At 29.4% G+C, this 23554-nt stretch carries 17 protein-coding genes; 6 read left to right on the forward strand and 11 right to left on the reverse strand.

Annotation, left to right across the window (positions count from 1 at the left end; translation table 11 throughout):
* The first annotated feature begins 12 nt into the window (after positions 1 to 12).
* Positions 13 to 1368, forward strand: a complete 1356-nt coding sequence (locus U881_RS0106090) for an NCS2 family permease (protein WP_024653033.1) — start codon at positions 13 to 15, stop codon at positions 1366 to 1368.
* A gap of 71 nt (positions 1369 to 1439) precedes the next feature.
* Here the strand turns inward: U881_RS0106090 and ade (U881_RS0106095) are convergent, their stop codons facing one another.
* Positions 1440 to 3083: an adenine deaminase gene (gene ade / locus U881_RS0106095; RefSeq protein WP_024653034.1), complete on the reverse strand. Its 1644-nt coding sequence runs from the start codon at positions 3081 to 3083 to the stop codon at positions 1440 to 1442.
* A 336-nt stretch (positions 3084 to 3419) separates the two neighbouring features.
* On the opposite strand from ade (U881_RS0106095), the gene U881_RS0106100 reads away from it, so the two are divergent.
* The 4 genes from U881_RS0106100 (at position 3420) to U881_RS0106115 (ending at position 8756) form a co-directional block, all read left to right on the forward strand.
* Entirely contained in the window at positions 3420 to 4199 is a 780-nt protein-coding gene (locus tag U881_RS0106100; RefSeq protein WP_235048115.1) for a 5'-methylthioadenosine/adenosylhomocysteine nucleosidase, read from the forward strand.
* A gap of 271 nt (positions 4200 to 4470) precedes the next feature.
* Entirely contained in the window at positions 4471 to 6009 is a 1539-nt protein-coding gene (guaA, locus tag U881_RS0106105) for a glutamine-hydrolyzing GMP synthase (protein WP_024653036.1), read from the forward strand.
* 23 nt (positions 6010 to 6032) lie between these two features.
* Positions 6033 to 7499 (forward strand): IMP dehydrogenase, encoded by a 1467-nt coding sequence (gene guaB / locus U881_RS0106110; RefSeq protein WP_024653037.1) that lies wholly within the window; start codon positions 6033 to 6035, stop codon positions 7497 to 7499.
* Positions 7500 to 7853: 354 nt separating this feature from the next.
* The gene (locus tag U881_RS0106115) at positions 7854 to 8756 is read left to right on the forward strand and encodes a hypothetical protein (protein ID WP_024653038.1); all 903 of its coding nucleotides are present in this window, start codon (positions 7854 to 7856) and stop codon (positions 8754 to 8756) included.
* 1134 nt (positions 8757 to 9890) lie between these two features.
* Here the strand turns inward: U881_RS0106115 and U881_RS0106120 are convergent.
* The 4 genes from U881_RS0106120 to U881_RS0106135 form a co-directional block, all read right to left on the reverse strand.
* A complete protein-coding gene (locus U881_RS0106120; protein WP_024653038.1) occupies positions 9891 to 10793 on the reverse strand; it encodes a hypothetical protein in 903 nt (300 codons plus the stop codon).
* Positions 10794 to 11147: 354 nt separating this feature from the next.
* Complete coding sequence (guaB, locus tag U881_RS0106125) at positions 11148 to 12614, reverse strand: IMP dehydrogenase (RefSeq protein ID WP_024653037.1); 1467 nt, start codon at positions 12612 to 12614, stop codon at positions 11148 to 11150.
* 23 nt (positions 12615 to 12637) lie between these two features.
* Positions 12638 to 14176 (reverse strand): glutamine-hydrolyzing GMP synthase, encoded by a 1539-nt coding sequence (guaA, locus tag U881_RS0106130; protein WP_024653036.1) that lies wholly within the window; start codon positions 14174 to 14176, stop codon positions 12638 to 12640.
* A 271-nt stretch (positions 14177 to 14447) separates the two neighbouring features.
* Positions 14448 to 15227 carry a 5'-methylthioadenosine/adenosylhomocysteine nucleosidase gene (locus U881_RS0106135; RefSeq protein WP_235048115.1) on the reverse strand — a complete coding sequence of 260 codons (780 nt, stop codon included), beginning with the start codon at positions 15225 to 15227 and terminating at the stop codon, positions 14448 to 14450.
* Between the two features lie 336 nt (positions 15228 to 15563).
* Between U881_RS0106135 and ade (U881_RS0106140) the strand changes: the two genes are divergently transcribed.
* Positions 15564 to 17207, forward strand: a complete 1644-nt coding sequence (gene ade / locus U881_RS0106140) for an adenine deaminase (RefSeq protein WP_024653034.1) — start codon at positions 15564 to 15566, stop codon at positions 17205 to 17207.
* Between the two features lie 71 nt (positions 17208 to 17278).
* Here ade (U881_RS0106140) and U881_RS0106145 read toward each other — a convergent pair whose 3' ends face one another.
* The 6 genes from U881_RS0106145 to U881_RS0106170 form a co-directional block, all read right to left on the reverse strand.
* On the reverse strand, positions 17279 to 18634 hold the full coding sequence (locus U881_RS0106145) for an NCS2 family permease (protein WP_024653033.1): 1356 nt from the start codon (positions 18632 to 18634) through the stop codon (positions 17279 to 17281).
* A gap of 343 nt (positions 18635 to 18977) precedes the next feature.
* Positions 18978 to 19745: a hypothetical protein gene (locus tag U881_RS0106150; protein ID WP_024653660.1), complete on the reverse strand. Its 768-nt coding sequence runs from the start codon at positions 19743 to 19745 to the stop codon at positions 18978 to 18980.
* Positions 19746 to 19953: 208 nt separating this feature from the next.
* A complete protein-coding gene (locus U881_RS0106155; RefSeq protein ID WP_024653661.1) occupies positions 19954 to 20235 on the reverse strand; it encodes a hypothetical protein in 282 nt (93 codons plus the stop codon).
* 172 nt (positions 20236 to 20407) lie between these two features.
* On the reverse strand, positions 20408 to 21289 hold the full coding sequence (locus tag U881_RS0106160; protein ID WP_024653662.1) for a hypothetical protein: 882 nt from the start codon (positions 21287 to 21289) through the stop codon (positions 20408 to 20410).
* 190 nt (positions 21290 to 21479) lie between these two features.
* Positions 21480 to 22076, reverse strand: a complete 597-nt coding sequence (locus U881_RS0106165; protein WP_024653663.1) for a nicotinamidase — start codon at positions 22074 to 22076, stop codon at positions 21480 to 21482.
* 296 nt (positions 22077 to 22372) lie between these two features.
* Entirely contained in the window at positions 22373 to 23506 is a 1134-nt protein-coding gene (locus U881_RS0106170) for a hypothetical protein (protein WP_024653664.1), read from the reverse strand.
* Positions 23507 to 23554 lie beyond the last annotated feature (48 nt).

Below are 23554 nucleotides of genomic sequence, written 5' to 3' on the forward strand. Positions count from 1 at the left end.
TAGGAGTTAAATTTGAGTAAAAGTAGCGAAACATTAATATCTCAGATTAAAAATAATAATCTTGATTATAAGACAGAGATTATGGCTGGGATTACAACATTTTTAAGCATGGCGTATATAATAGTGGTCAATCCGTATATACTCTCTAGTACAGGGATGCCTTTGGGAGCATTGGTAACAGCGACATGCTTAACAGCAGGGTTTGCCACTATTTTGATGGGATTTTATACTAATACTCCTTTGGCCTTAGCATCTGGGATGGGGATTAATGCGTTTTTTGCATTTTCTGTTGTAAAGGGTATGAATATACCTTGGGAAGTTGCTTTGGGTGCAGTGTTTATTGAAGGTGTTATTTTTATTATTTTGTCACTATCAGGGATACGTGAGGAAATTGTAAATTCTATACCAGGGAATTTAAGATGTGCTATTACTGTTGGTATAGGTTTATTTATTGCGTTTATAGGATTTGTCAATAGTGATATTATAGTAAAAAATGAGGCTACATTAGTGGGTCTTGGTCATCTTATGAATTTCAAGGTTTTGCTTACAGTACTAGGTATTATTGCGATACTTATCTTTGAATTTAAGATGGTTAGGGGGAGCATATTATGGTCAATGTGTGTCGTTACTTTAATAGCATGGTGTTATGCTGCTTTAAATAGAGATGTTGCTTTGAGTATGGGTATTAAATTACCAGATGGGTTTTTTAGGTACGAATCAGTTTCTCCTATATTTAATAAGTTGAGTTTTGATAATGTGCTCGGTAATAATTTTTGGAGTTTTGTGTTTATAGTATTTGTTTTATTATTTAATGATTTATTTGACACTGTTGGAACCTTGGTAGGAGTTGCATCAAAGGGTAATTTGACTGATAGTAATGGTAAGATACGTAATGCTAATAAAATATTATTAGTTGATGCGCTTGCTACAACTTTTGGAGCTTTTTTAGGCATGTCTCCTGTAACTACCTATATTGAAAGTTCAACGGGTATAGCAGAGGGAGGAAGAACGGGGTTTACGTCAATTGTTACAGGTCTTTTGTTTATATTGGCGGTATTTTTTGCACCCTTGTTTGTTGCTGTTCCTGTTAGTGCAACATCGGCTACTTTGATATATGTGGGATTTTTTATGTGCAAAGAAATAAAAAATATTGATTTTTCACATGTTATAGAAGCCATTCCAAGTTTTTTAATTTTATTTTTAATTCCTCTAACTTATAGCATAGCTGCGGGGATAGGAATAGGGATAATTTTTTATGTGATTATAAGTATTCTGTATAGTTTAATTACTAGGGAATGGGTAAAGATTTCTCCCACTATGTTTTTATTATTTTGTATTTTTATTTTAAAGTTTATATTTTCTCATTAATCAGAGCCAGAGATTTTAAAATTCGTTCTTTAATCATTATTGTTTATAATTAAGGAACGAATAAAGAGTGATTAAATCTTTAAGAATGAAAAAGAGTCAATGTCAAATAATCCTTTATCATTTATTTTTAAGTGAGGTATCACCGTCAGTGACATAAAAGATAGGGTCATAAATGGATGCTCCAGATTGGAACCCAAAATGTCTTTACAGAAATTTTCTAATTGAATGTATTTTATTGCCACTTCGTTGGGTGGAAGCATACTCATTAAACCGGAAATTGGCAAGTCTAACATTAAAGTTTGTGTATTGTTTAATGCACACAATCCTCCTTTGTTTTTGATAATAATGTTTGCTACTTTGCATAAATATTCATCGTTGGTGCCAATAATGATAATGTTATGAGAGTCATGAGCAACCGTGCTTCCAATAGCGCCATCTTTAATTCCAAAATTTTTGATAAAACCAATTGATATTTTATTATTGTTGTATCTGTTTATTACTGCTATTTTTAAAATGTCTTCATTGATATTAGATTGAAAATCTGGAGCTAATAGACTGCTGTTTATAATAGTTTTGTGAGTTATAATTTGATTGTCAATGCAATTTATTATTGGTATAGTTTTACTTTTTGTAAAGAATTTGAAGTCTGTAGTGGATTTTTGACTGCAATTAAAATTGTTGATAAGATTTTCGCTTAGCAGTGGAATATGTGATTTTCCATTGCTAAATACTAATTTACCGTTGATATAAGTTTGATCAATTTTAAAGCTTTTTAGATCTTGAGTGATAATAAAATCGGCAGGATCTCCAACTCTAAGCAACCCAACTGGAATTTTATAGTGCATGACAGGATTAATACAAGCTATTTTTAGTACATCAAAAAAATCATGACCCTGTTTTATTGCACGTGCAACTATTGAGTTTATATGTCCATTAATGAGGATGTCAGGATGTGCATCGTCAAGACAAAACATTAAATGATCTTTGTATTTGCCTGATTCTTCGCTAATTAGAGGGTGCAGGGTATTAAAATTTTTAGCTGCACTTCCTTCTCTAATTAAAATTTTCATTCCTAGCGATAATTTGTATCGTGCATCTTCTATTGTTGAGCATTCATGGTCGGTGCTAATTCCTGCAGATGTGTAATTTAAAGTTTCTGTTTGTGTTAGATTTGGTGCATGTCCATCAATGACTTTATTGTACTTTATTGCAGAATAAATTTTATTCATTACTTGAGGATCTTTGTTTATGACACCATTAAAATTCATCATTTCAGACAAGTAATAAATGTCGTCTCGTAAGAGTAATTGATCCACATCTTTGTCATCTAATACATGTCCTGATGTTTCAAATTCTAAAGGTAATGCTGGGACACAAGAAGGTGCTCCAAAAAAAATTTTAAAGTCTATTTTATTTGCATTTTTTATCATGAAATTGATACCATCAATACCGTTTACATTTGCTATTTCATGTGGGTCGCTTATTGTGGCTACGGTTCCGTGTTGTACTACCAAGTGAGCAAAATGAGATGGAATTAGTAACGAGCTTTCTATGTGTATGTGCGAGTCAATAAATCCTGGTAATATGTACTCTTTGAAAGACTCGTTTGTTTTTTCTATTTTGAATATAATTCCATTTTTGATTGTTATATTGGCAGGATAGATTTTTTTGTTAAAAATATCAATGTAATTTGTTTTGATTATGAATGAATTCATTGTTTGTCCTTGAAATTAGTTTTTCTATTATGTTACAGCAATATTCGTTGTATTCATCATATATAAGTTAAAATTAATTAACTTGTGATTAATTTTAACATCAATACGTTTTATTTGAAGTAATTTAGGTATTAATTATATTGTTAAATTTTGTGGTAGTTTGAATTTATTATAAATAATTTATGTATTATAAGTGTTTTTAATTGAAAAATATGGAAACAGTGTTAATTATTATTTATTAATATTTTTAAAAGGGGATTTAAGAATTAAAAATAGATTAATATGAAATTAATGAGGAGTTTTTGAGTGAAGTTTAGTAATAAATATTTCATGTTTATGTTGATTTTTTTATTAGCTTTTTCTAATGTGTATGCTGCTTCAAATAAAGATAGTAGTGTTTTGGTAATATTTGCTATGGAATCTGAGGCCGATGAATTTAATAAGTTCATATCTGGTAAGGAAGAAATAGTGTTTAAAGATTATGGTGTTAATAAAAAAATTGTTAAAGGTAAGGTATTCAATTGGAATGTTATTTCTGCTATTGTAGGAATTGGTAAGGTAAATACAAGTTTGTGGACCAGTTATCTTTTGTCCAAGTATAATATAAGTCATATAATTAATTGTGGAGTTGCTGGTGGAGTTGATAATCCTAAACTTAAGATGAAGAATTTGAAGGTGGGAGACATAGTGGTATCTTCAGAAGTTGCTTATCATGATTTTGATTTGGTTAAATTTGGGCATAAAGTTGGACAGGTGCCAGGATTACCACAGAAATTTAGTGGCGATAAAAAATTGCTTGAAAAAGCTTTGAAAGCTATTAAAACAAAGCTTAAAAGTGTTAATGGATATTCGGGATTAATGCTCTCAGGAGATCAATTTATAGACCCAGCTTATATTACAAAGATTATGTCAAATTTTGAAACTGTGTTGTCAGTAGATATGGAGGGTGCAGCATTGGGGCATGTTGCTCATGTTTTTAATATTCCTTTTATAGTTGTTAGATCCATATCTGATATTGTAAATAATGAAGGTAATGATGTTGAATATCACGAGTTTCTTAAAGTGGCAACAGTGAATGCAGCTATTATGGTACAAGAAATCTTAAGATTACTTTAATTTATGTATAATTGATACACTATTTGTTAGGTGATTGATATGAAGTTTGCGTTAGGATATAGTTTATATGAAGTTGAGGTTAATTAAAGAAAGATATTTTTTGTTATATTGTAAAAAGTAATTTCTAGATTTAAATTAGATACGTTAACTTGTTTTATCGTTACTTAGTAAGTATGGGTATCAATTTGTGTTTTTCTTGTTATTAAAAGATTGCATAAATATTTGGTTTTTGTTAAATTTGTATCTAAAATGCGCTTTAGAGGAATTTGTAGTGAGTAATAATGCATTGGTAATCTTGGATTTTGGTTCTCAGTATAGTCAACTTATTGCAAGAAAAATTAGAGAGATGGGTGTATATACAGTAATATTTCCGTATTTTATTTCTGCAAGAGAAATTCAAGATATGCATCCTGTGGGTTTAATTTTAAGTGGTGGTCCTGCTTCTGTTTATTTAGATGGTGCTCCTATTGTTGATATTGATATTTTTGATTTGGGTATTCCTGTGTTGGGAATATGTTATGGCATGCAATTGATTGTGAAATTGTTTGGAGGAGTCATTCATAAATGCGATAATCAGGAATTTGGGCATACTGAGTTGTTTATTGATGATAATGATTCTGATTTATTTTTAGAGCTTCCAAGTAAGTTGGAAGTGATGATGAGTCATGGAGATAAGATTGAAAAAGTTCCAGAGGATTTTAAACAAATTGCTTATACTAATGTTTGTATTGCAGCTATATTGAATTTAAGGAAAAAGATTTATGGTTTGCAATTTCATCCAGAGGTAAGTCACCTTCAAGCTGGGAATCAAATACTCAAGAATTTTGTTTTTGAAATTTGTAAAGCACAGATAAATTGGGATTTGAGTAAGAATATAGATGATTTGGTTGAAGGTATCAAACATCGCGTAGGTGATAGTAAGGTAATTTTGGGACTTTCTGGTGGTACAGATTCTTTGGTATGTGCTTTGCTAATTAATAAGGCTATAAAGAATAAGTTGATATGTGTGTTTATTGATACTGGCTTGTTGAGAAAGAATGAAGTTAAAGAAATATTGGAATTTGATCAAAAATATAATTTGAATATGAAACATATTGATTCTTCTTTGGTGTTTTTAGATAATTTGCAGAATGTAGTTGATCCTGAAGAGAAGAGGAAAATTATAGGAAAAACATTTGTAGAAATTTTTGAAAATGTAGCATCGGAAGATAGTGATATAAAATTTTTAGCTCAAGGAACTATTTATTCGGATGTTATTGAATCTGGTGCTCAAAGTGGTGCTTTTTCATCACATATTAAGTCACATCATAATGTAGGTGGATTGCCAGATAAAATTAATTTAAACTTATTAGAACCGTTAAGAGAACTTTTTAAAGATGAGGTAATTCAGTTGGGAGCTCAATTGGGTATTGAAGAAAATGCTCTCTATAGGCATCCATTTCCAGGGCCAGGATTGGCAATAAGAATAATTGGTGAAATAACTAAGGATAAGATTAATATTTTGCAGGAAGCTGATAATATCTTGGTAGAAGAACTTTTGATAAATAATTTGTATTATAAGGTAAGGCAAGCATTTGTTGTTTTACTTCCTGTAAGATCTGTTGGTGTAATGGGAGATAATCGAACGTATGAGTATACAGCTGTGATTCGATGTGTTAATACTCTAGATTTTATGACCGCTAATTGGGTTGAATTGCCTTATAATTTTTTGAGGAAAGTTTCATCAAGAATAATTAATGAGGTTAGAGGCATCAATAGAGTTTGTTATGATATTTCTTCTAAGCCTCCAGCTACGATAGAATGGGAATAATCAAATGAGGAGAATGAATTGATATGATAGATAAGATAGTAAAAGAAGCTTTGACTTTCGATGATGTTTCTTTAATTCCTAGGAGATCATCTGTATTGCCTAGTGATGTTAATTTAAAGACAAACTTAACAAGAAATATATTTTTAAATATACCTTTTTTAAGTTCGGCTATGGATACAGTTACAGAAAGTCGCATGGCAATAGCTATGGCTAAAGAAGGTGGGATAGGTATTATACATAAAAATATGACTATTGAAGTTCAAAGGAAAGAGGTAGAAATAGTAAAATCTTATCATCGTACTGGAATTATAAGGAATCTTATTACGATTAATGAGGATACTGATATCAGAGAGGCTAAAAGATTGATTGCAAAGCACAATATTTCTGCATTACCTGTTGTGGATAAAACGGGTAAGGTATTGGGTTTGGTAACTAGCAGAGATATTAGGTATATTACTGATGACAATATTCCTGTAATTAATGCAATGACTAAGAACTTAATTACAGCGAAAGAAGATGTTACCTTATTGGAAGCTAAAGAGATTTTATTTAGGCATAAAATAGAGAAATTACTTATTGTTGATGATGTGAATAATTTAAGAGGTTTAATAACTTGCAAAGATATAGATCATGTTGAGCATCAGGAATATTTTCCAAATGCATGTAAAGATATTAATGATAGATTGATAGTTGGAGCAGCTGTTTCTACTGATATTGATACTCTAGAGCGTGTTGAAGAATTAGTTAAAGCAGATGTTGATGTTATTGTTGTTGATTCTGCACATGGACATTCTACTAAAGTAATTGAGGTTGTAAGAAAAATTAAGAGTAAGTATCCAAATTTGGATGTTGTTGCAGGCAATATAGTGACTAAAGAGGCAGCTCTTGATTTAATTGATGCAGGCGCAGATTGTTTAAAAGTGGGAATAGGTCCAGGGAGTATATGTACAACAAGAATAGTTGCGGGAGTTGGGGTTCCACAACTGACAGCAATTAGTGATGTCTTTAAGGCTTGTAAAAATACAAATACTTGCATTATAGCAGATGGTGGCATTAGGTTTTCGGGAGATATAGTTAAAGCAATTGCGGCGGGAGCTGATAGTGTAATGATAGGGAATCTTTTTGCTGGTGCTCATGAATCTCCTTCAGAAGAAATAGTTTATGATGGCAAAAAGTTTAAGGTTTATGTTGGGATGGGCTCTCTTGCTGCTATGGCTAGGGGTTCTAAATCTAGATATTTTCAATTTGAAAGCAAAGATTCTCCTGGGAAATTGGTTCCTGAAGGTATTGAGGGGATGGTTCCTTATGCTGGTAAATTAAAAGATATTATTTTTCAGTTAAAGGGGGGCTTAATGTCTGGAATGGGCTATTTGGGAGTTGAAACGATATTAGAATTAAAGAAGGATGCTAAGTTTGTAAAAATAAGCTCTGCTTCATTAAGGGAATCTCATACTCATGATGTTTTGGAGAATCAAAAATTTATAGTTTGATTTTGTTATTTCTAAATATATCTAAGTTTTATAGTATTCATAATTTTTTTGATCTTTTTATAAAAAAAGTGTTTATTTGATTGTGTTGTATTAATAATAATTATTTGTATTTGTTATTTTTATTTTTTTGTTGAATTGAAGATTGTTAGGTTTATTATTGATTTTGCAATGAATTAATTTAAAAATAAATGTCTTTATATAATATTATGTGATAAAAGCTTTATGTATAGTTTAATTTTTAATTCTCTTATAAGAGATCTTAGGTTATTTTAATTGATAATATATTCTTGATTATTGCTATTTTGGAAGTAAAATGTTGTACGAAGAGTTTTAATTTTAGAAAGGAGGACAGGGATGGTTAGGTATAATATATTTCTATTATTTATATTAATTTCTATAGTATCATGCCGAAATTCTGCTGGAGTATCTCAAGATGGGAAAAATTTAGGTGGTGATGTAAGAAATGGTTCTGGCATAAAGAATGGTCTTATTGTAGGAGGTAGTAATGGTATTGCTGAATCAGGAGCTGGAAATTATGTTGATAAATTAAGTCAAGATGATATTAATAAGTTGAAAACTTTTGTTATAATATCTGAAAGATATGCAAAATCGTTTGGTTTTCTTGTTCAGGCATATCTTGGAATTTATAATTCGCTTAAAAGTTATTTGTATTGTATAAATGTTTTTGGTAATTGTGATAAAGATAAGTTAACTAAAGATTCCAAAGATATTATTGTTAAAATGGAGCGTGATAATATTGTTTATCAATTTGAAAGGCTTTTAAATTATGTTAAAGGTTATAATCCTATGATTTTGAGAGATTCGATTAAACAACTTAAGAGTGTTTTTGACAATAATGTTAATTATGCTTTGAAAGGTGATGATGTAAAAATGAAACAGGTTGTTGATGTTGTTCAGTTGGTAGTTAATGCTTATGAAAAGATTGTTGATACTTCTGTGGTTATGTATGCTGATATGTTTTCTGCTGTAGCATCTGAATGTTCTTCTAAAAGATTTGCTAAAATTTCTCAAAATTTTGCCCAAAGTATTAAATTGTGTATGGAAAAAAATTATTTAGGTAATGCTTTGTTGGTTCAAATTATGCTTTCTACTTTTGAATCTATTTTTCTAAGGAAAGGAGATATTGGTAATGTTAAAAAAGAAGCACAAAAATTATTTCGTTATAGAAAAGGCAAAGAATTATTTGATTCTATTGATGAACTTTATGTTGCGTATCATATAGCAAGGTTTAATTAGGCTGTAATGAATTTGTTAAATATTTTATAAGCTTATTGTTGAGATAAATGATATGAGTAAAATTTAATTTTACTTTTATTATATGTGTTATACGAGACTTTTAATGAGGAATATTTGCGATTAGTATAATTGGCAGATATATATATAAGTGCAAAATATAGTTATTAAAGAGTTATTAAAGATAAAAATTGATCATTTTTTTAATTCGTAGTTTATATTGATAGATAAAGAGAAGAAATATTGGATTATATATGTGGTGTAATGAGTAGTTTTATTTAATGGGTATTAGTTTGTAAGATATTATATTGTTAATGAATTAATATTTATATTAAGTAAAAATATGTGTGTGATTTATATTGATTGAATTTATTTTTTGTTTGTTGATAAAGTTGCGTAAGCACGATTAAGTAAAAGAATGTGTCTTGAATGGAGTAATAGAATATTCATATTTTGAAAATTGTATTAAAATTAAGAGGTTAAATTATAGGATATTTAAACAATAATTAAAAAATATTAAAATCAAAACACTTGGTTGAGGGATTCATTTATACTAATAACAAATAAACTAGTTTATTTGTTATTAGTATAAATGAATCCCTCAACCAAGTGTTTTGATTTTAATATTTTTTAATTATTGTTTAAATATCCTATAATTTAACCTCTTAATTTTAATACAATTTTCAAAATATGAATATTCTATTACTCCATTCAAGACACATTCTTTTACTTAATCGTGCTTACGCAACTTTATCAACAAACAAAAAATAAATTCAATCAATATAAATCACACACATATTTTTACTTAATATAAATATTAATTCATTAACAATATAATATCTTACAAACTAATACCCATTAAATAAAACTACTCATTACACCACATATATAATCCAATATTTCTTCTCTTTATCTATCAATATAAACTACGAATTAAAAAAATGATCAATTTTTATCTTTAATAACTCTTTAATAACTATATTTTGCACTTATATATATATCTGCCAATTATACTAATCGCAAATATTCCTCATTAAAAGTCTCGTATAACACATATAATAAAAGTAAAATTAAATTTTACTCATATCATTTATCTCAACAATAAGCTTATAAAATATTTAACAAATTCATTACAGCCTAATTAAACCTTGCTATATGATACGCAACATAAAGTTCATCAATAGAATCAAATAATTCTTTGCCTTTTCTATAACGAAATAATTTTTGTGCTTCTTTTTTAACATTACCAATATCTCCTTTCCTTAGAAAAATAGATTCAAAAGTAGAAAGCATAATTTGAACCAACAAAGCATTACCTAAATAATTTTTTTCCATACACAATTTAATACTTTGGGCAAAATTTTGAGAAATTTTAGCAAATCTTTTAGAAGAACATTCAGATGCTACAGCAGAAAACATATCAGCATACATAACCACAGAAGTATCAACAATCTTTTCATAAGCATTAACTACCAACTGAACAACATCAACAACCTGTTTCATTTTTACATCATCACCTTTCAAAGCATAATTAACATTATTGTCAAAAACACTCTTAAGTTGTTTAATCGAATCTCTCAAAATCATAGGATTATAACCTTTAACATAATTTAAAAGCCTTTCAAATTGATAAACAATATTATCACGCTCCATTTTAACAATAATATCTTTGGAATCTTTAGTTAACTTATCTTTATCACAATTACCAAAAACATTTATACAATACAAATAACTTTTAAGCGAATTATAAATTCCAAGATATGCCTGAACAAGAAAACCAAACGATTTTGCATATCTTTCAGATATTATAACAAAAGTTTTCAACTTATTAATATCATCTTGACTTAATTTATCAACATAATTTCCAGCTCCTGATTCAGCAATACCATTACTACCTCCTACAATAAGACCATTCTTTATGCCAGAACCATTTCTTACATCACCACCTAAATTTTTCCCATCTTGAGATACTCCAGCAGAATTTCGGCATGATACTATAGAAATTAATATAAATAATAGAAATATATTATACCTAACCATCCCTGTCCTCCTTTCTAAAATTAAAACTCTTCGTACAACATTTTACTTCCAAAATAGCAATAATCAAGAATATATTATCAATTAAAATAACCTAAGATCTCTTATAAGAGAATTAAAAATTAAACTATACATAAAGCTTTTATCACATAATATTATATAAAGACATTTATTTTTAAATTAATTCATTGCAAAATCAATAATAAACCTAACAATCTTCAATTCAACAAAAAAATAAAAATAACAAATACAAATAATTATTATTAATACAACACAATCAAATAAACACTTTTTTTATAAAAAGATCAAAAAAATTATGAATACTATAAAACTTAGATATATTTAGAAATAACAAAATCAAACTATAAATTTTTGATTCTCCAAAACATCATGAGTATGAGATTCCCTTAATGAAGCAGAGCTTATTTTTACAAACTTAGCATCCTTCTTTAATTCTAATATCGTTTCAACTCCCAAATAGCCCATTCCAGACATTAAGCCCCCCTTTAACTGAAAAATAATATCTTTTAATTTACCAGCATAAGGAACCATCCCCTCAATACCTTCAGGAACCAATTTCCCAGGAGAATCTTTGCTTTCAAATTGAAAATATCTAGATTTAGAACCCCTAGCCATAGCAGCAAGAGAGCCCATCCCAACATAAACCTTAAACTTTTTGCCATCATAAACTATTTCTTCTGAAGGAGATTCATGAGCACCAGCAAAAAGATTCCCTATCATTACACTATCAGCTCCCGCCGCAATTGCTTTAACTATATCTCCCGAAAACCTAATGCCACCATCTGCTATAATGCAAGTATTTGTATTTTTACAAGCCTTAAAGACATCACTAATTGCTGTCAGTTGTGGAACCCCAACTCCCGCAACTATTCTTGTTGTACATATACTCCCTGGACCTATTCCCACTTTTAAACAATCTGCGCCTGCATCAATTAAATCAAGAGCTGCCTCTTTAGTCACTATATTGCCTGCAACAACATCCAAATTTGGATACTTACTCTTAATTTTTCTTACAACCTCAATTACTTTAGTAGAATGTCCATGTGCAGAATCAACAACAATAACATCAACATCTGCTTTAACTAATTCTTCAACACGCTCTAGAGTATCAATATCAGTAGAAACAGCTGCTCCAACTATCAATCTATCATTAATATCTTTACATGCATTTGGAAAATATTCCTGATGCTCAACATGATCTATATCTTTGCAAGTTATTAAACCTCTTAAATTATTCACATCATCAACAATAAGTAATTTCTCTATTTTATGCCTAAATAAAATCTCTTTAGCTTCCAATAAGGTAACATCTTCTTTCGCTGTAATTAAGTTCTTAGTCATTGCATTAATTACAGGAATATTGTCATCAGTAATATACCTAATATCTCTGCTAGTTACCAAACCCAATACCTTACCCGTTTTATCCACAACAGGTAATGCAGAAATATTGTGCTTTGCAATCAATCTTTTAGCCTCTCTGATATCAGTATCCTCATTAATCGTAATAAGATTCCTTATAATTCCAGTACGATGATAAGATTTTACTATTTCTACCTCTTTCCTTTGAACTTCAATAGTCATATTTTTATGTATAATACCTATCCCACCTTCTTTAGCCATAGCTATTGCCATGCGACTTTCTGTAACTGTATCCATAGCCGAACTTAAAAAAGGTATATTTAAAAATATATTTCTTGTTAAGTTTGTCTTTAAATTAACATCACTAGGCAATACAGATGATCTCCTAGGAATTAAAGAAACATCATCGAAAGTCAAAGCTTCTTTTACTATCTTATCTATCATATCAATTCATTCTCCTCATTTGATTATTCCCATTCTATCGTAGCTGGAGGCTTAGAAGAAATATCATAACAAACTCTATTGATGCCTCTAACCTCATTAATTATTCTTGATGAAACTTTCCTCAAAAAATTATAAGGCAATTCAACCCAATTAGCGGTCATAAAATCTAGAGTATTAACACATCGAATCACAGCTGTATACTCATACGTTCGATTATCTCCCATTACACCAACAGATCTTACAGGAAGTAAAACAACAAATGCTTGCCTTACCTTATAATACAAATTATTTATCAAAAGTTCTTCTACCAAGATATTATCAGCTTCCTGCAAAATATTAATCTTATCCTTAGTTATTTCACCAATTATTCTTATTGCCAATCCTGGCCCTGGAAATGGATGCCTATAGAGAGCATTTTCTTCAATACCCAATTGAGCTCCCAACTGAATTACCTCATCTTTAAAAAGTTCTCTTAACGGTTCTAATAAGTTTAAATTAATTTTATCTGGCAATCCACCTACATTATGATGTGACTTAATATGTGATGAAAAAGCACCACTTTGAGCACCAGATTCAATAACATCCGAATAAATAGTTCCTTGAGCTAAAAATTTTATATCACTATCTTCCGATGCTACATTTTCAAAAATTTCTACAAATGTTTTTCCTATAATTTTCCTCTTCTCTTCAGGATCAACTACATTCTGCAAATTATCTAAAAACACCAAAGAAGAATCAATATGTTTCATATTCAAATTATATTTTTGATCAAATTCCAATATTTCTTTAACTTCATTCTTTCTCAACAAGCCAGTATCAATAAACACACATATCAACTTATTCTTTATAGCCTTATTAATTAGCAAAGCACATACCAAAGAATCTGTACCACCAGAAAGTCCCAAAATTACCTTACTATCACCTACGCGATGTTTGATACCTTCAACCAAATCATCTATATTCTTACTCAAATCCCAATTTATCTGTGCTTTACAAATTTCAAAAACAAAATTCTTGAGTATTTGATTCCCAGCTTGAAGGTGACTTACCTCTGGATGAAATTGCAAACCATAAATCTTTTTCCTTAAATTCAATATAGCTGCAATACAAACATTAGTATAAGCAATTTGTTTAAAATCCTCTGGAACTTTTTCAATCTTATCTCCATGACTCATCATCACTTCCAACTTACTTGGAAGCTCTAAAAATAAATCAGAATCATTATCATCAATAAACAACTCAGTATGCCCAAATTCCTGATTATCGCATTTATGAATGACTCCTCCAAACAATTTCACAATCAATTGCATGCCATAACATATTCCCAACACAGGAATACCCAAATCAAAAATATCAATATCAACAATAGGAGCACCATCTAAATAAACAGAAGCAGGACCACCACTTAAAATTAAACCCACAGGATGCATATCTTGAATTTCTCTTGCAGAAATAAAATACGGAAATATTACTGTATATACACCCATCTCTCTAATTTTTCTTGCAATAAGTTGACTATACTGAGAACCAAAATCCAAGATTACCAATGCATTATTACTCACTACAAATTCCTCTAAAGCGCATTTTAGATACAAATTTAACAAAAACCAAATATTTATGCAATCTTTTAATAACAAGAAAAACACAAATTGATACCCATACTTACTAAGTAACGATAAAACAAGTTAACGTATCTAATTTAAATCTAGAAATTACTTTTTACAATATAACAAAAAATATCTTTCTTTAATTAACCTCAACTTCATATAAACTATATCCTAACGCAAACTTCATATCAATCACCTAACAAATAGTGTATCAATTATACATAAATTAAAGTAATCTTAAGATTTCTTGTACCATAATAGCTGCATTCACTGTTGCCACTTTAAGAAACTCGTGATATTCAACATCATTACCTTCATTATTTACAATATCAGATATGGATCTAACAACTATAAAAGGAATATTAAAAACATGAGCAACATGCCCCAATGCTGCACCCTCCATATCTACTGACAACACAGTTTCAAAATTTGACATAATCTTTGTAATATAAGCTGGGTCTATAAATTGATCTCCTGAGAGCATTAATCCCGAATATCCATTAACACTTTTAAGCTTTGTTTTAATAGCTTTCAAAGCTTTTTCAAGCAATTTTTTATCGCCACTAAATTTCTGTGGTAATCCTGGCACCTGTCCAACTTTATGCCCAAATTTAACCAAATCAAAATCATGATAAGCAACTTCTGAAGATACCACTATGTCTCCCACCTTCAAATTCTTCATCTTAAGTTTAGGATTATCAACTCCACCAGCAACTCCACAATTAATTATATGACTTATATTATACTTGGACAAAAGATAACTGGTCCACAAACTTGTATTTACCTTACCAATTCCTACAATAGCAGAAATAACATTCCAATTGAATACCTTACCTTTAACAATTTTTTTATTAACACCATAATCTTTAAACACTATTTCTTCCTTACCAGATATGAACTTATTAAATTCATCGGCCTCAGATTCCATAGCAAATATTACCAAAACACTACTATCTTTATTTGAAGCAGCATACACATTAGAAAAAGCTAATAAAAAAATCAACATAAACATGAAATATTTATTACTAAACTTCACTCAAAAACTCCTCATTAATTTCATATTAATCTATTTTTAATTCTTAAATCCCCTTTTAAAAATATTAATAAATAATAATTAACACTGTTTCCATATTTTTCAATTAAAAACACTTATAATACATAAATTATTTATAATAAATTCAAACTACCACAAAATTTAACAATATAATTAATACCTAAATTACTTCAAATAAAACGTATTGATGTTAAAATTAATCACAAGTTAATTAATTTTAACTTATATATGATGAATACAACGAATATTGCTGTAACATAATAGAAAAACTAATTTCAAGGACAAACAATGAATTCATTCATAATCAAAACAAATTACATTGATATTTTTAACAAAAAAATCTATCCTGCCAATATAACAATCAAAAATGGAATTATATTCAAAATAGAAAAAACAAACGAGTCTTTCAAAGAGTACATATTACCAGGATTTATTGACTCGCACATACACATAGAAAGCTCGTTACTAATTCCATCTCATTTTGCTCACTTGGTAGTACAACACGGAACCGTAGCCACAATAAGCGACCCACATGAAATAGCAAATGTAAACGGTATTGATGGTATCAATTTCATGATAAAAAATGCAAATAAAATAGACTTTAAAATTTTTTTTGGAGCACCTTCTTGTGTCCCAGCATTACCTTTAGAATTTGAAACATCAGGACATGTATTAGATGACAAAGATGTGGATCAATTACTCTTACGAGACGACATTTATTACTTGTCTGAAATGATGAATTTTAATGGTGTCATAAACAAAGATCCTCAAGTAATGAATAAAATTTATTCTGCAATAAAGTACAATAAAGTCATTGATGGACATGCACCAAATCTAACACAAACAGAAACTTTAAATTACACATCTGCAGGAATTAGCACCGACCATGAATGCTCAACAATAGAAGATGCACGATACAAATTATCGCTAGGAATGAAAATTTTAATTAGAGAAGGAAGTGCAGCTAAAAATTTTAATACCCTGCACCCTCTAATTAGCGAAGAATCAGGCAAATACAAAGATCATTTAATGTTTTGTCTTGACGATGCACATCCTGACATCCTCATTAATGGACATATAAACTCAATAGTTGCACGTGCAATAAAACAGGGTCATGATTTTTTTGATGTACTAAAAATAGCTTGTATTAATCCTGTCATGCACTATAAAATTCCAGTTGGGTTGCTTAGAGTTGGAGATCCTGCCGATTTTATTATCACTCAAGATCTAAAAAGCTTTAAAATTGATCAAACTTATATCAACGGTAAATTAGTATTTAGCAATGGAAAATCACATATTCCACTGCTAAGCGAAAATCTTATCAACAATTTTAATTGCAGTCAAAAATCCACTACAGACTTCAAATTCTTTACAAAAAGTAAAACTATACCAATAATAAATTGCATTGACAATCAAATTATAACTCACAAAACTATTATAAACAGCAGTCTATTAGCTCCAGATTTTCAATCTAATATCAATGAAGACATTTTAAAAATAGCAGTAATAAACAGATACAACAATAATAAAATATCAATTGGTTTTATCAAAAATTTTGGAATTAAAGATGGCGCTATTGGAAGCACGGTTGCTCATGACTCTCATAACATTATCATTATTGGCACCAACGATGAATATTTATGCAAAGTAGCAAACATTATTATCAAAAACAAAGGAGGATTGTGTGCATTAAACAATACACAAACTTTAATGTTAGACTTGCCAATTTCCGGTTTAATGAGTATGCTTCCACCCAACGAAGTGGCAATAAAATACATTCAATTAGAAAATTTCTGTAAAGACATTTTGGGTTCCAATCTGGAGCATCCATTTATGACCCTATCTTTTATGTCACTGACGGTGATACCTCACTTAAAAATAAATGATAAAGGATTATTTGACATTGACTCTTTTTCATTCTTAAAGATTTAATCACTCTTTATTCGTTCCTTAATTATAAACAATAATGATTAAAGAACGAATTTTAAAATCTCTGGCTCTGATTAATGAGAAAATATAAACTTTAAAATAAAAATACAAAATAATAAAAACATAGTGGGAGAAATCTTTACCCATTCCCTAGTAATTAAACTATACAGAATACTTATAATCACATAAAAAATTATCCCTATTCCTATCCCCGCAGCTATGCTATAAGTTAGAGGAATTAAAAATAAAATTAAAAAACTTGGAATGGCTTCTATAACATGTGAAAAATCAATATTTTTTATTTCTTTGCACATAAAAAATCCCACATATATCAAAGTAGCCGATGTTGCACTAACAGGAACAGCAACAAACAAGGGTGCAAAAAATACCGCCAATATAAACAAAAGACCTGTAACAATTGACGTAAACCCCGTTCTTCCTCCCTCTGCTATACCCGTTGAACTTTCAATATAGGTAGTTACAGGAGACATGCCTAAAAAAGCTCCAAAAGTTGTAGCAAGCGCATCAACTAATAATATTTTATTAGCATTACGTATCTTACCATTACTATCAGTCAAATTACCCTTTGATGCAACTCCTACCAAGGTTCCAACAGTGTCAAATAAATCATTAAATAATAAAACAAATACTATAAACACAAAACTCCAAAAATTATTACCGAGCACATTATCAAAACTCAACTTATTAAATATAGGAGAAACTGATTCGTACCTAAAAAACCCATCTGGTAATTTAATACCCATACTCAAAGCAACATCTCTATTTAAAGCAGCATAACACCATGCTATTAAAGTAACGACACACATTGACCATAATATGCTCCCCCTAACCATCTTAAATTCAAAGATAAGTATCGCAATAATACCTAGTACTGTAAGCAAAACCTTGAAATTCATAAGATGACCAAGACCCACTAATGTAGCCTCATTTTTTACTATAATATCACTATTGACAAATCCTATAAACGCAATAAATAAACCTATACCAACAGTAATAGCACATCTTAAATTCCCTGGTATAGAATTTACAATTTCCTCACGTATCCCTGATAGTGACAAAATAATAAAAATAACACCTTCAATAAACACTGCACCCAAAGCAACTTCCCAAGGTATATTCATACCCTTTACAACAGAAAATGCAAAAAACGCATTAATCCCCATCCCAGATGCTAAGGCCAAAGGAGTATTAGTATAAAATCCCATCAAAATAGTGGCAAACCCTGCTGTTAAGCATGTCGCTGTTACCAATGCTCCCAAAGGCATCCCTGTACTAGAGAGTATATACGGATTGACCACTATTATATACGCCATGCTTAAAAATGTTGTAATCCCAGCCATAATCTCTGTCTTATAATCAAGATTATTATTTTTAATCTGAGATATTAATGTTTCGCTACTTTTACTCAAATTTAACTCCTATAGTATTTTTTGATAAATATAAAAAAATAACTTCAATTGATCAAACTAAAGATCAAACTCAAAATACAATTATTAAATCTTAAATAATTATATACATTATGCTTTAACTAAGTATACTTAAAATCAATATTAATTACATTGCAAATACTAAAATTAAATAAATGCAATAAATAAAATTACAGTTATATAAATTTAGACATCAAATGTTATAACTATAAGCAACAATCGTTTGCAAAATTACCAATCATTGCTTATAAGTTCATATATATCAAAGATATAGTAAGGCTTTAAGAGTATTTACCCTTTAAAAAATTCATTTAATTAAGGGTTATTATAATCCTGCCTTAATCCTGTTAACAATATTTTCCAACATACTTGCAAAACTTGCTACACTACCTTTAATTTCAAAATAAAACTCATTTCCATCTTTATGTTTACTCTCATAAGTAAATTTCTTTAAAGAATTGTCATACTTATCATATGTTTTATAAGACAATTTAGGCTTAGAATCAAAAGGACCTTCATTATAAAGAGCTAAAGTGAAATTGATACTATCATTATTGCTGCTTGTATTTTTGAGAGCGTCTTTAAAAACACCAAGCTCTTTATAATTCAACATCACAAATTCATCCCCAATCAGGCTTCTCTTTAACAATGACTTATCCAAATCAACAACAAAAGCAAATTTAACATCTAAAGAACCCAAACTGTCTTTCTTTAAAGATTCATTAAGTTCTTTTAAAGTCTTAATACCCGATTTTCCTACATGCTTTGAATTAACCAATACACTAACTTTTCCAATATGTGCCTCATTGCTTTTCCCTAAGCCAGTACTACTAGAATGTCTTACCTCCTGATAACCTCCAGGCAGTGGTGTAACTTGACTACTGGATGTAGATTTAGTTTGACTATCTACAAACTTAAATATCAACTCAAAATTAATAGGAAATTCTTCCACATAATAATATTTCTGACCCCCAAAATTCACCAAAGCATACTCTTGTATAAGCCCAGATGATGGTTTGATAAACTTATTATGATTACAACTAAACATAACAAGCAAAGCAACAAAAAAAACATTTTTCATAATTCTCACCATAATTAACCTCCTTGTAAGCTAAACATCAAATCATATCAACAATATTAATACACATTAATAAATTTTATACTTAAGCATAAACTTTTCCCCTTTAATGTAAAAAAATAAATCATATCTTAATATGACTTAGACAAACCTAAAAAAAAATTAATTGAAAATTTTTATAATCCCTAAAACAAAATTTAAATAGACCACCACTTAAAGACTATTAATCCTTCTTAATAGCCCTACTCAGTTTTCTTGCAAAACGTGAACTTAAACCATCAGTTTTCTCTTGAATTTGTTGACTTTTAATCTGGTTTTCTCTCTCCATATGCACCATCCAATCATCAAGATTTTTATCTTCACCATACTGCCTTTGGAACGCTTTAAATTCCCTATCTAACTGCATAGTAGTATAGTCAACTTGAGCAATAAATTCGTCAATATCCATATCAGAGGCTTTTAATTTTTTTTTCTTAGGAAACTTAATTTTTTTCATATTTTTCATATAACAAACCCTCTAACAAGTAAGAATAAAATAAACAATCTAATCATTAATATATCATACATAATTATACATATTAATCCAAACATATATAAATTATAAACTGATTTATATTTATAAAAAAACTTAAAACCGTATACTCAAGATATCCTTCTTTATTTCTAAAAACTTAAAGCTACGGTACCACAATTTCAATAGAATTAATACTCTCTACAATAGATCTAATATCATCATGATCATTAAAATAAGCATTTATCATAAACGAATAATCATCCAATGAAGGATCAATTTCTCCTTCAAGTCCACGCTTGACTTCTGTATATTCTACTCTTACTTCACCATCACTCTTAACTGCTACCTCTTCATCACCCGAAGCATCAAGCTCTAAAACAAGTTCATTAGAAGATACAAATTCTCTTATTTTATTCAAATTGACACTCATTATATCAAGCATATTTCTAATTTCGTCTTCATCTAAAGTAAAAATCTTATATAACCTATCAACCTTATTAGCCAAAGCTTTCTCTAAAAATTCTAATGCCTCTTTTTGATTTTCAGTTAAATCAGTTTGAAATAGCATTCTATAAATTACTAATAAGCCTTTTTGCGATATCATTTTTGATAATAAATCACTATCTTGAGAAATTTTATCAGCAATAATTCGTTCACTCACATAATCTATGCTACCCTGCATGGGAGAAAATGCATTATTTTGCAATAAATAATCGTCTAACTTTTCTACTTCTAAAACATTTTCTATGATAACTTGTTGTACAGTTTCAGATGCTTCAAAAACCTCTTCTTTAACTACTTCATCACTAACATTTTTATCACAAACATGCTTATTGTCCGTCTGCTCCTGAAGATCCTTAGAATATTGCCACACATCATCGTCTTTTTGAATCTTATCTTCGTCAGAATCATCACCATCTATGACCCTATCCAAATCATCCTCAGAAAATCGGCCACTTAGATTATTTTTCTCGTCTACACTACAACTAGTAAAAGTAATGACCGAGCAAATAATAATAGTCATAAGATTTATCATTACACTCATAAATAACAAGTTTCTATTTTACTACAAAATTATAACTTTTAAAACATTAACTCCAATCAACTTAATTCGTCACCGGCATTAATAATATAACATTTAATACAAAACCCAATAAAATCCAATATAAAAATTGGCAATCTATAGTTTACTTATTACAGTAAAAAAAATAAAAAAATATATATATAATATTTCTTTAAAGCAAACCACAATTACTTAAAATATCTTTTGCAAAACAAGTCAATATCCCAAGCTCCTTAAGTTCCATAATTATCAATTCAGGAGAAGGAGAAATGCTTCGTGTAGCATCAACTATCAAATAAGTTTTAAATCCCAGATTATGAGCGTCAATTAGAGTTTCTTTTACACAAAAATCCAATGCCAAACCTGCTATAAACACCACATCAATTCCATTGGTTCTAAGATATTCCAAAAGACCTGTAGGTCTTTTTTTATTACAATCATCAAAAAATCCACTATAACTATCATAATTCTGATCCTGTCCTTTTAAAAAAACAGCATTAATTTTTCGAACATCTAAATCTTCTGGGAATTCTGCTCCCCAAGTATTTTGCACACAATGCTTAGGCCAACCATTACAATTAGTTTCACTTAAAAAACTTATATGATTTTCAGAATGCCAATCTTTAGTCGCAATAACATAATTAAAACAATTTTGAAGTCTATTAATTAAAGGAACAATTTCTCTACCATTCGGAACAGCAAGTGCTCCCAACTCCAAAAAATCATTTTGAATGTCTACAAGCATTAATGCAGAATTATTAAAAGTCAAATAAAACCCTCTTCATTAAGATAAGTATACCACACAATTAAAATATAAGATTATTATTTAAATATATTGAAAAAAATATCCAATATAAAAAAGACATAGTTTTGATAATCAAACAAACAAATAGAATAATAATTTTATTTATTAAAAAAAAGTCACACTTATAATATATTTATGTGACTTGAAGAATTAAAATAAATTACAACTATTGTAGCTTTGAAACACTTACTACTTTTAATATTTTATTTACAAATTAAACCAATCATTAAATACACATAAAACTATCCCGCAATCCAACATCACCAGTACACCTTATGATGCGCTTTAGATAATCTTTTCAAACGATAATCACTAAATATCACATCAAAATGAAAAATTGCTTTCTTCTTAGCTTCTACCACAATATCTATTGCTTTTTGAATCCCTGGATCTTTATTCATTCTATCAAAAACCTTATAAAAATCTTCTGCTTCAACTCCTCCCAAAACACCATTATCAAGCACTACATTTAATATATTATCAAAGATACAATCCGCAACCTTTCTTAATTTTTGAAAATATTCTTTAAGTTCCCTAATTAAATAGAATATCGATCTAAAATTTGTAATATTCTCAAGAATATACCTCCTATTATGCGAAAGCTGATCATCACCTTGAACCAAATCAAAATACTCATCAAACCCAACCATCATCTCTGCTACTCTATCTATCAAGATCTCAAAAGATCTACGCCAAAACAAATCATAAAAATATCCTGATTTTTGATAAGTATCAGCAATTTGCTCAGCTCCCAATAACAATGCATATACGGCATTTTCCCTATACCAAACAGCTCTACAAGCATACTCAATTGAATGTTTCAACGTAAAACGACTCTCGATTGAAGGTAAAACCTCAACGAATATTAATTTTGGAAGTCCGAATAAATTAAGAGCCAAAACCCGATTTTCATCAAAATTGATTTTACCACTATCAAAATACTTCATTAACTCTTTACATTGTTCAAGAGCTTCTTTTATGGTACCTGGTTTCCTTTGTAGAGTGATCTCATTCCAAATATCTGTTTCAAAATCTATTGAATTTCTATAATTCTCTTCATAACCTCTTACCAAAGTCGGGACTTCTTGCTCAAAATCCACAGAACGCTTCTCCAAACCTGAAACTGCCTCAACACCTGCTTGCTCACTTGCCTCTCTTGCAGATTTTACACTTGCAACCCCAGAAATATCTTCAAAAGCCTCCTTTAACTTAGAGACTAATTGCAACTCACCATTTTCCTTATCACCAACCAAAAATGGTAATCTTACACCTGCAAAATTTGAATTTAGACTATCTTTCTCTAACCTGCTTAAACCAATTCCCCGAAAACCTTTTTGATCACAACCAAAAAACAATGTGCATATTGTACCCAATACCATACACAACTTTAACATCTAATTTTCCTTATTTTTATATTTCATTATATTGTTTAAACAACTAAA

The organism is Borrelia persica No12 (assembly GCF_000500045.1).
In the GTDB taxonomy this organism is placed as follows: domain Bacteria; phylum Spirochaetota; class Spirochaetia; order Borreliales; family Borreliaceae; genus Borrelia; species Borrelia persica.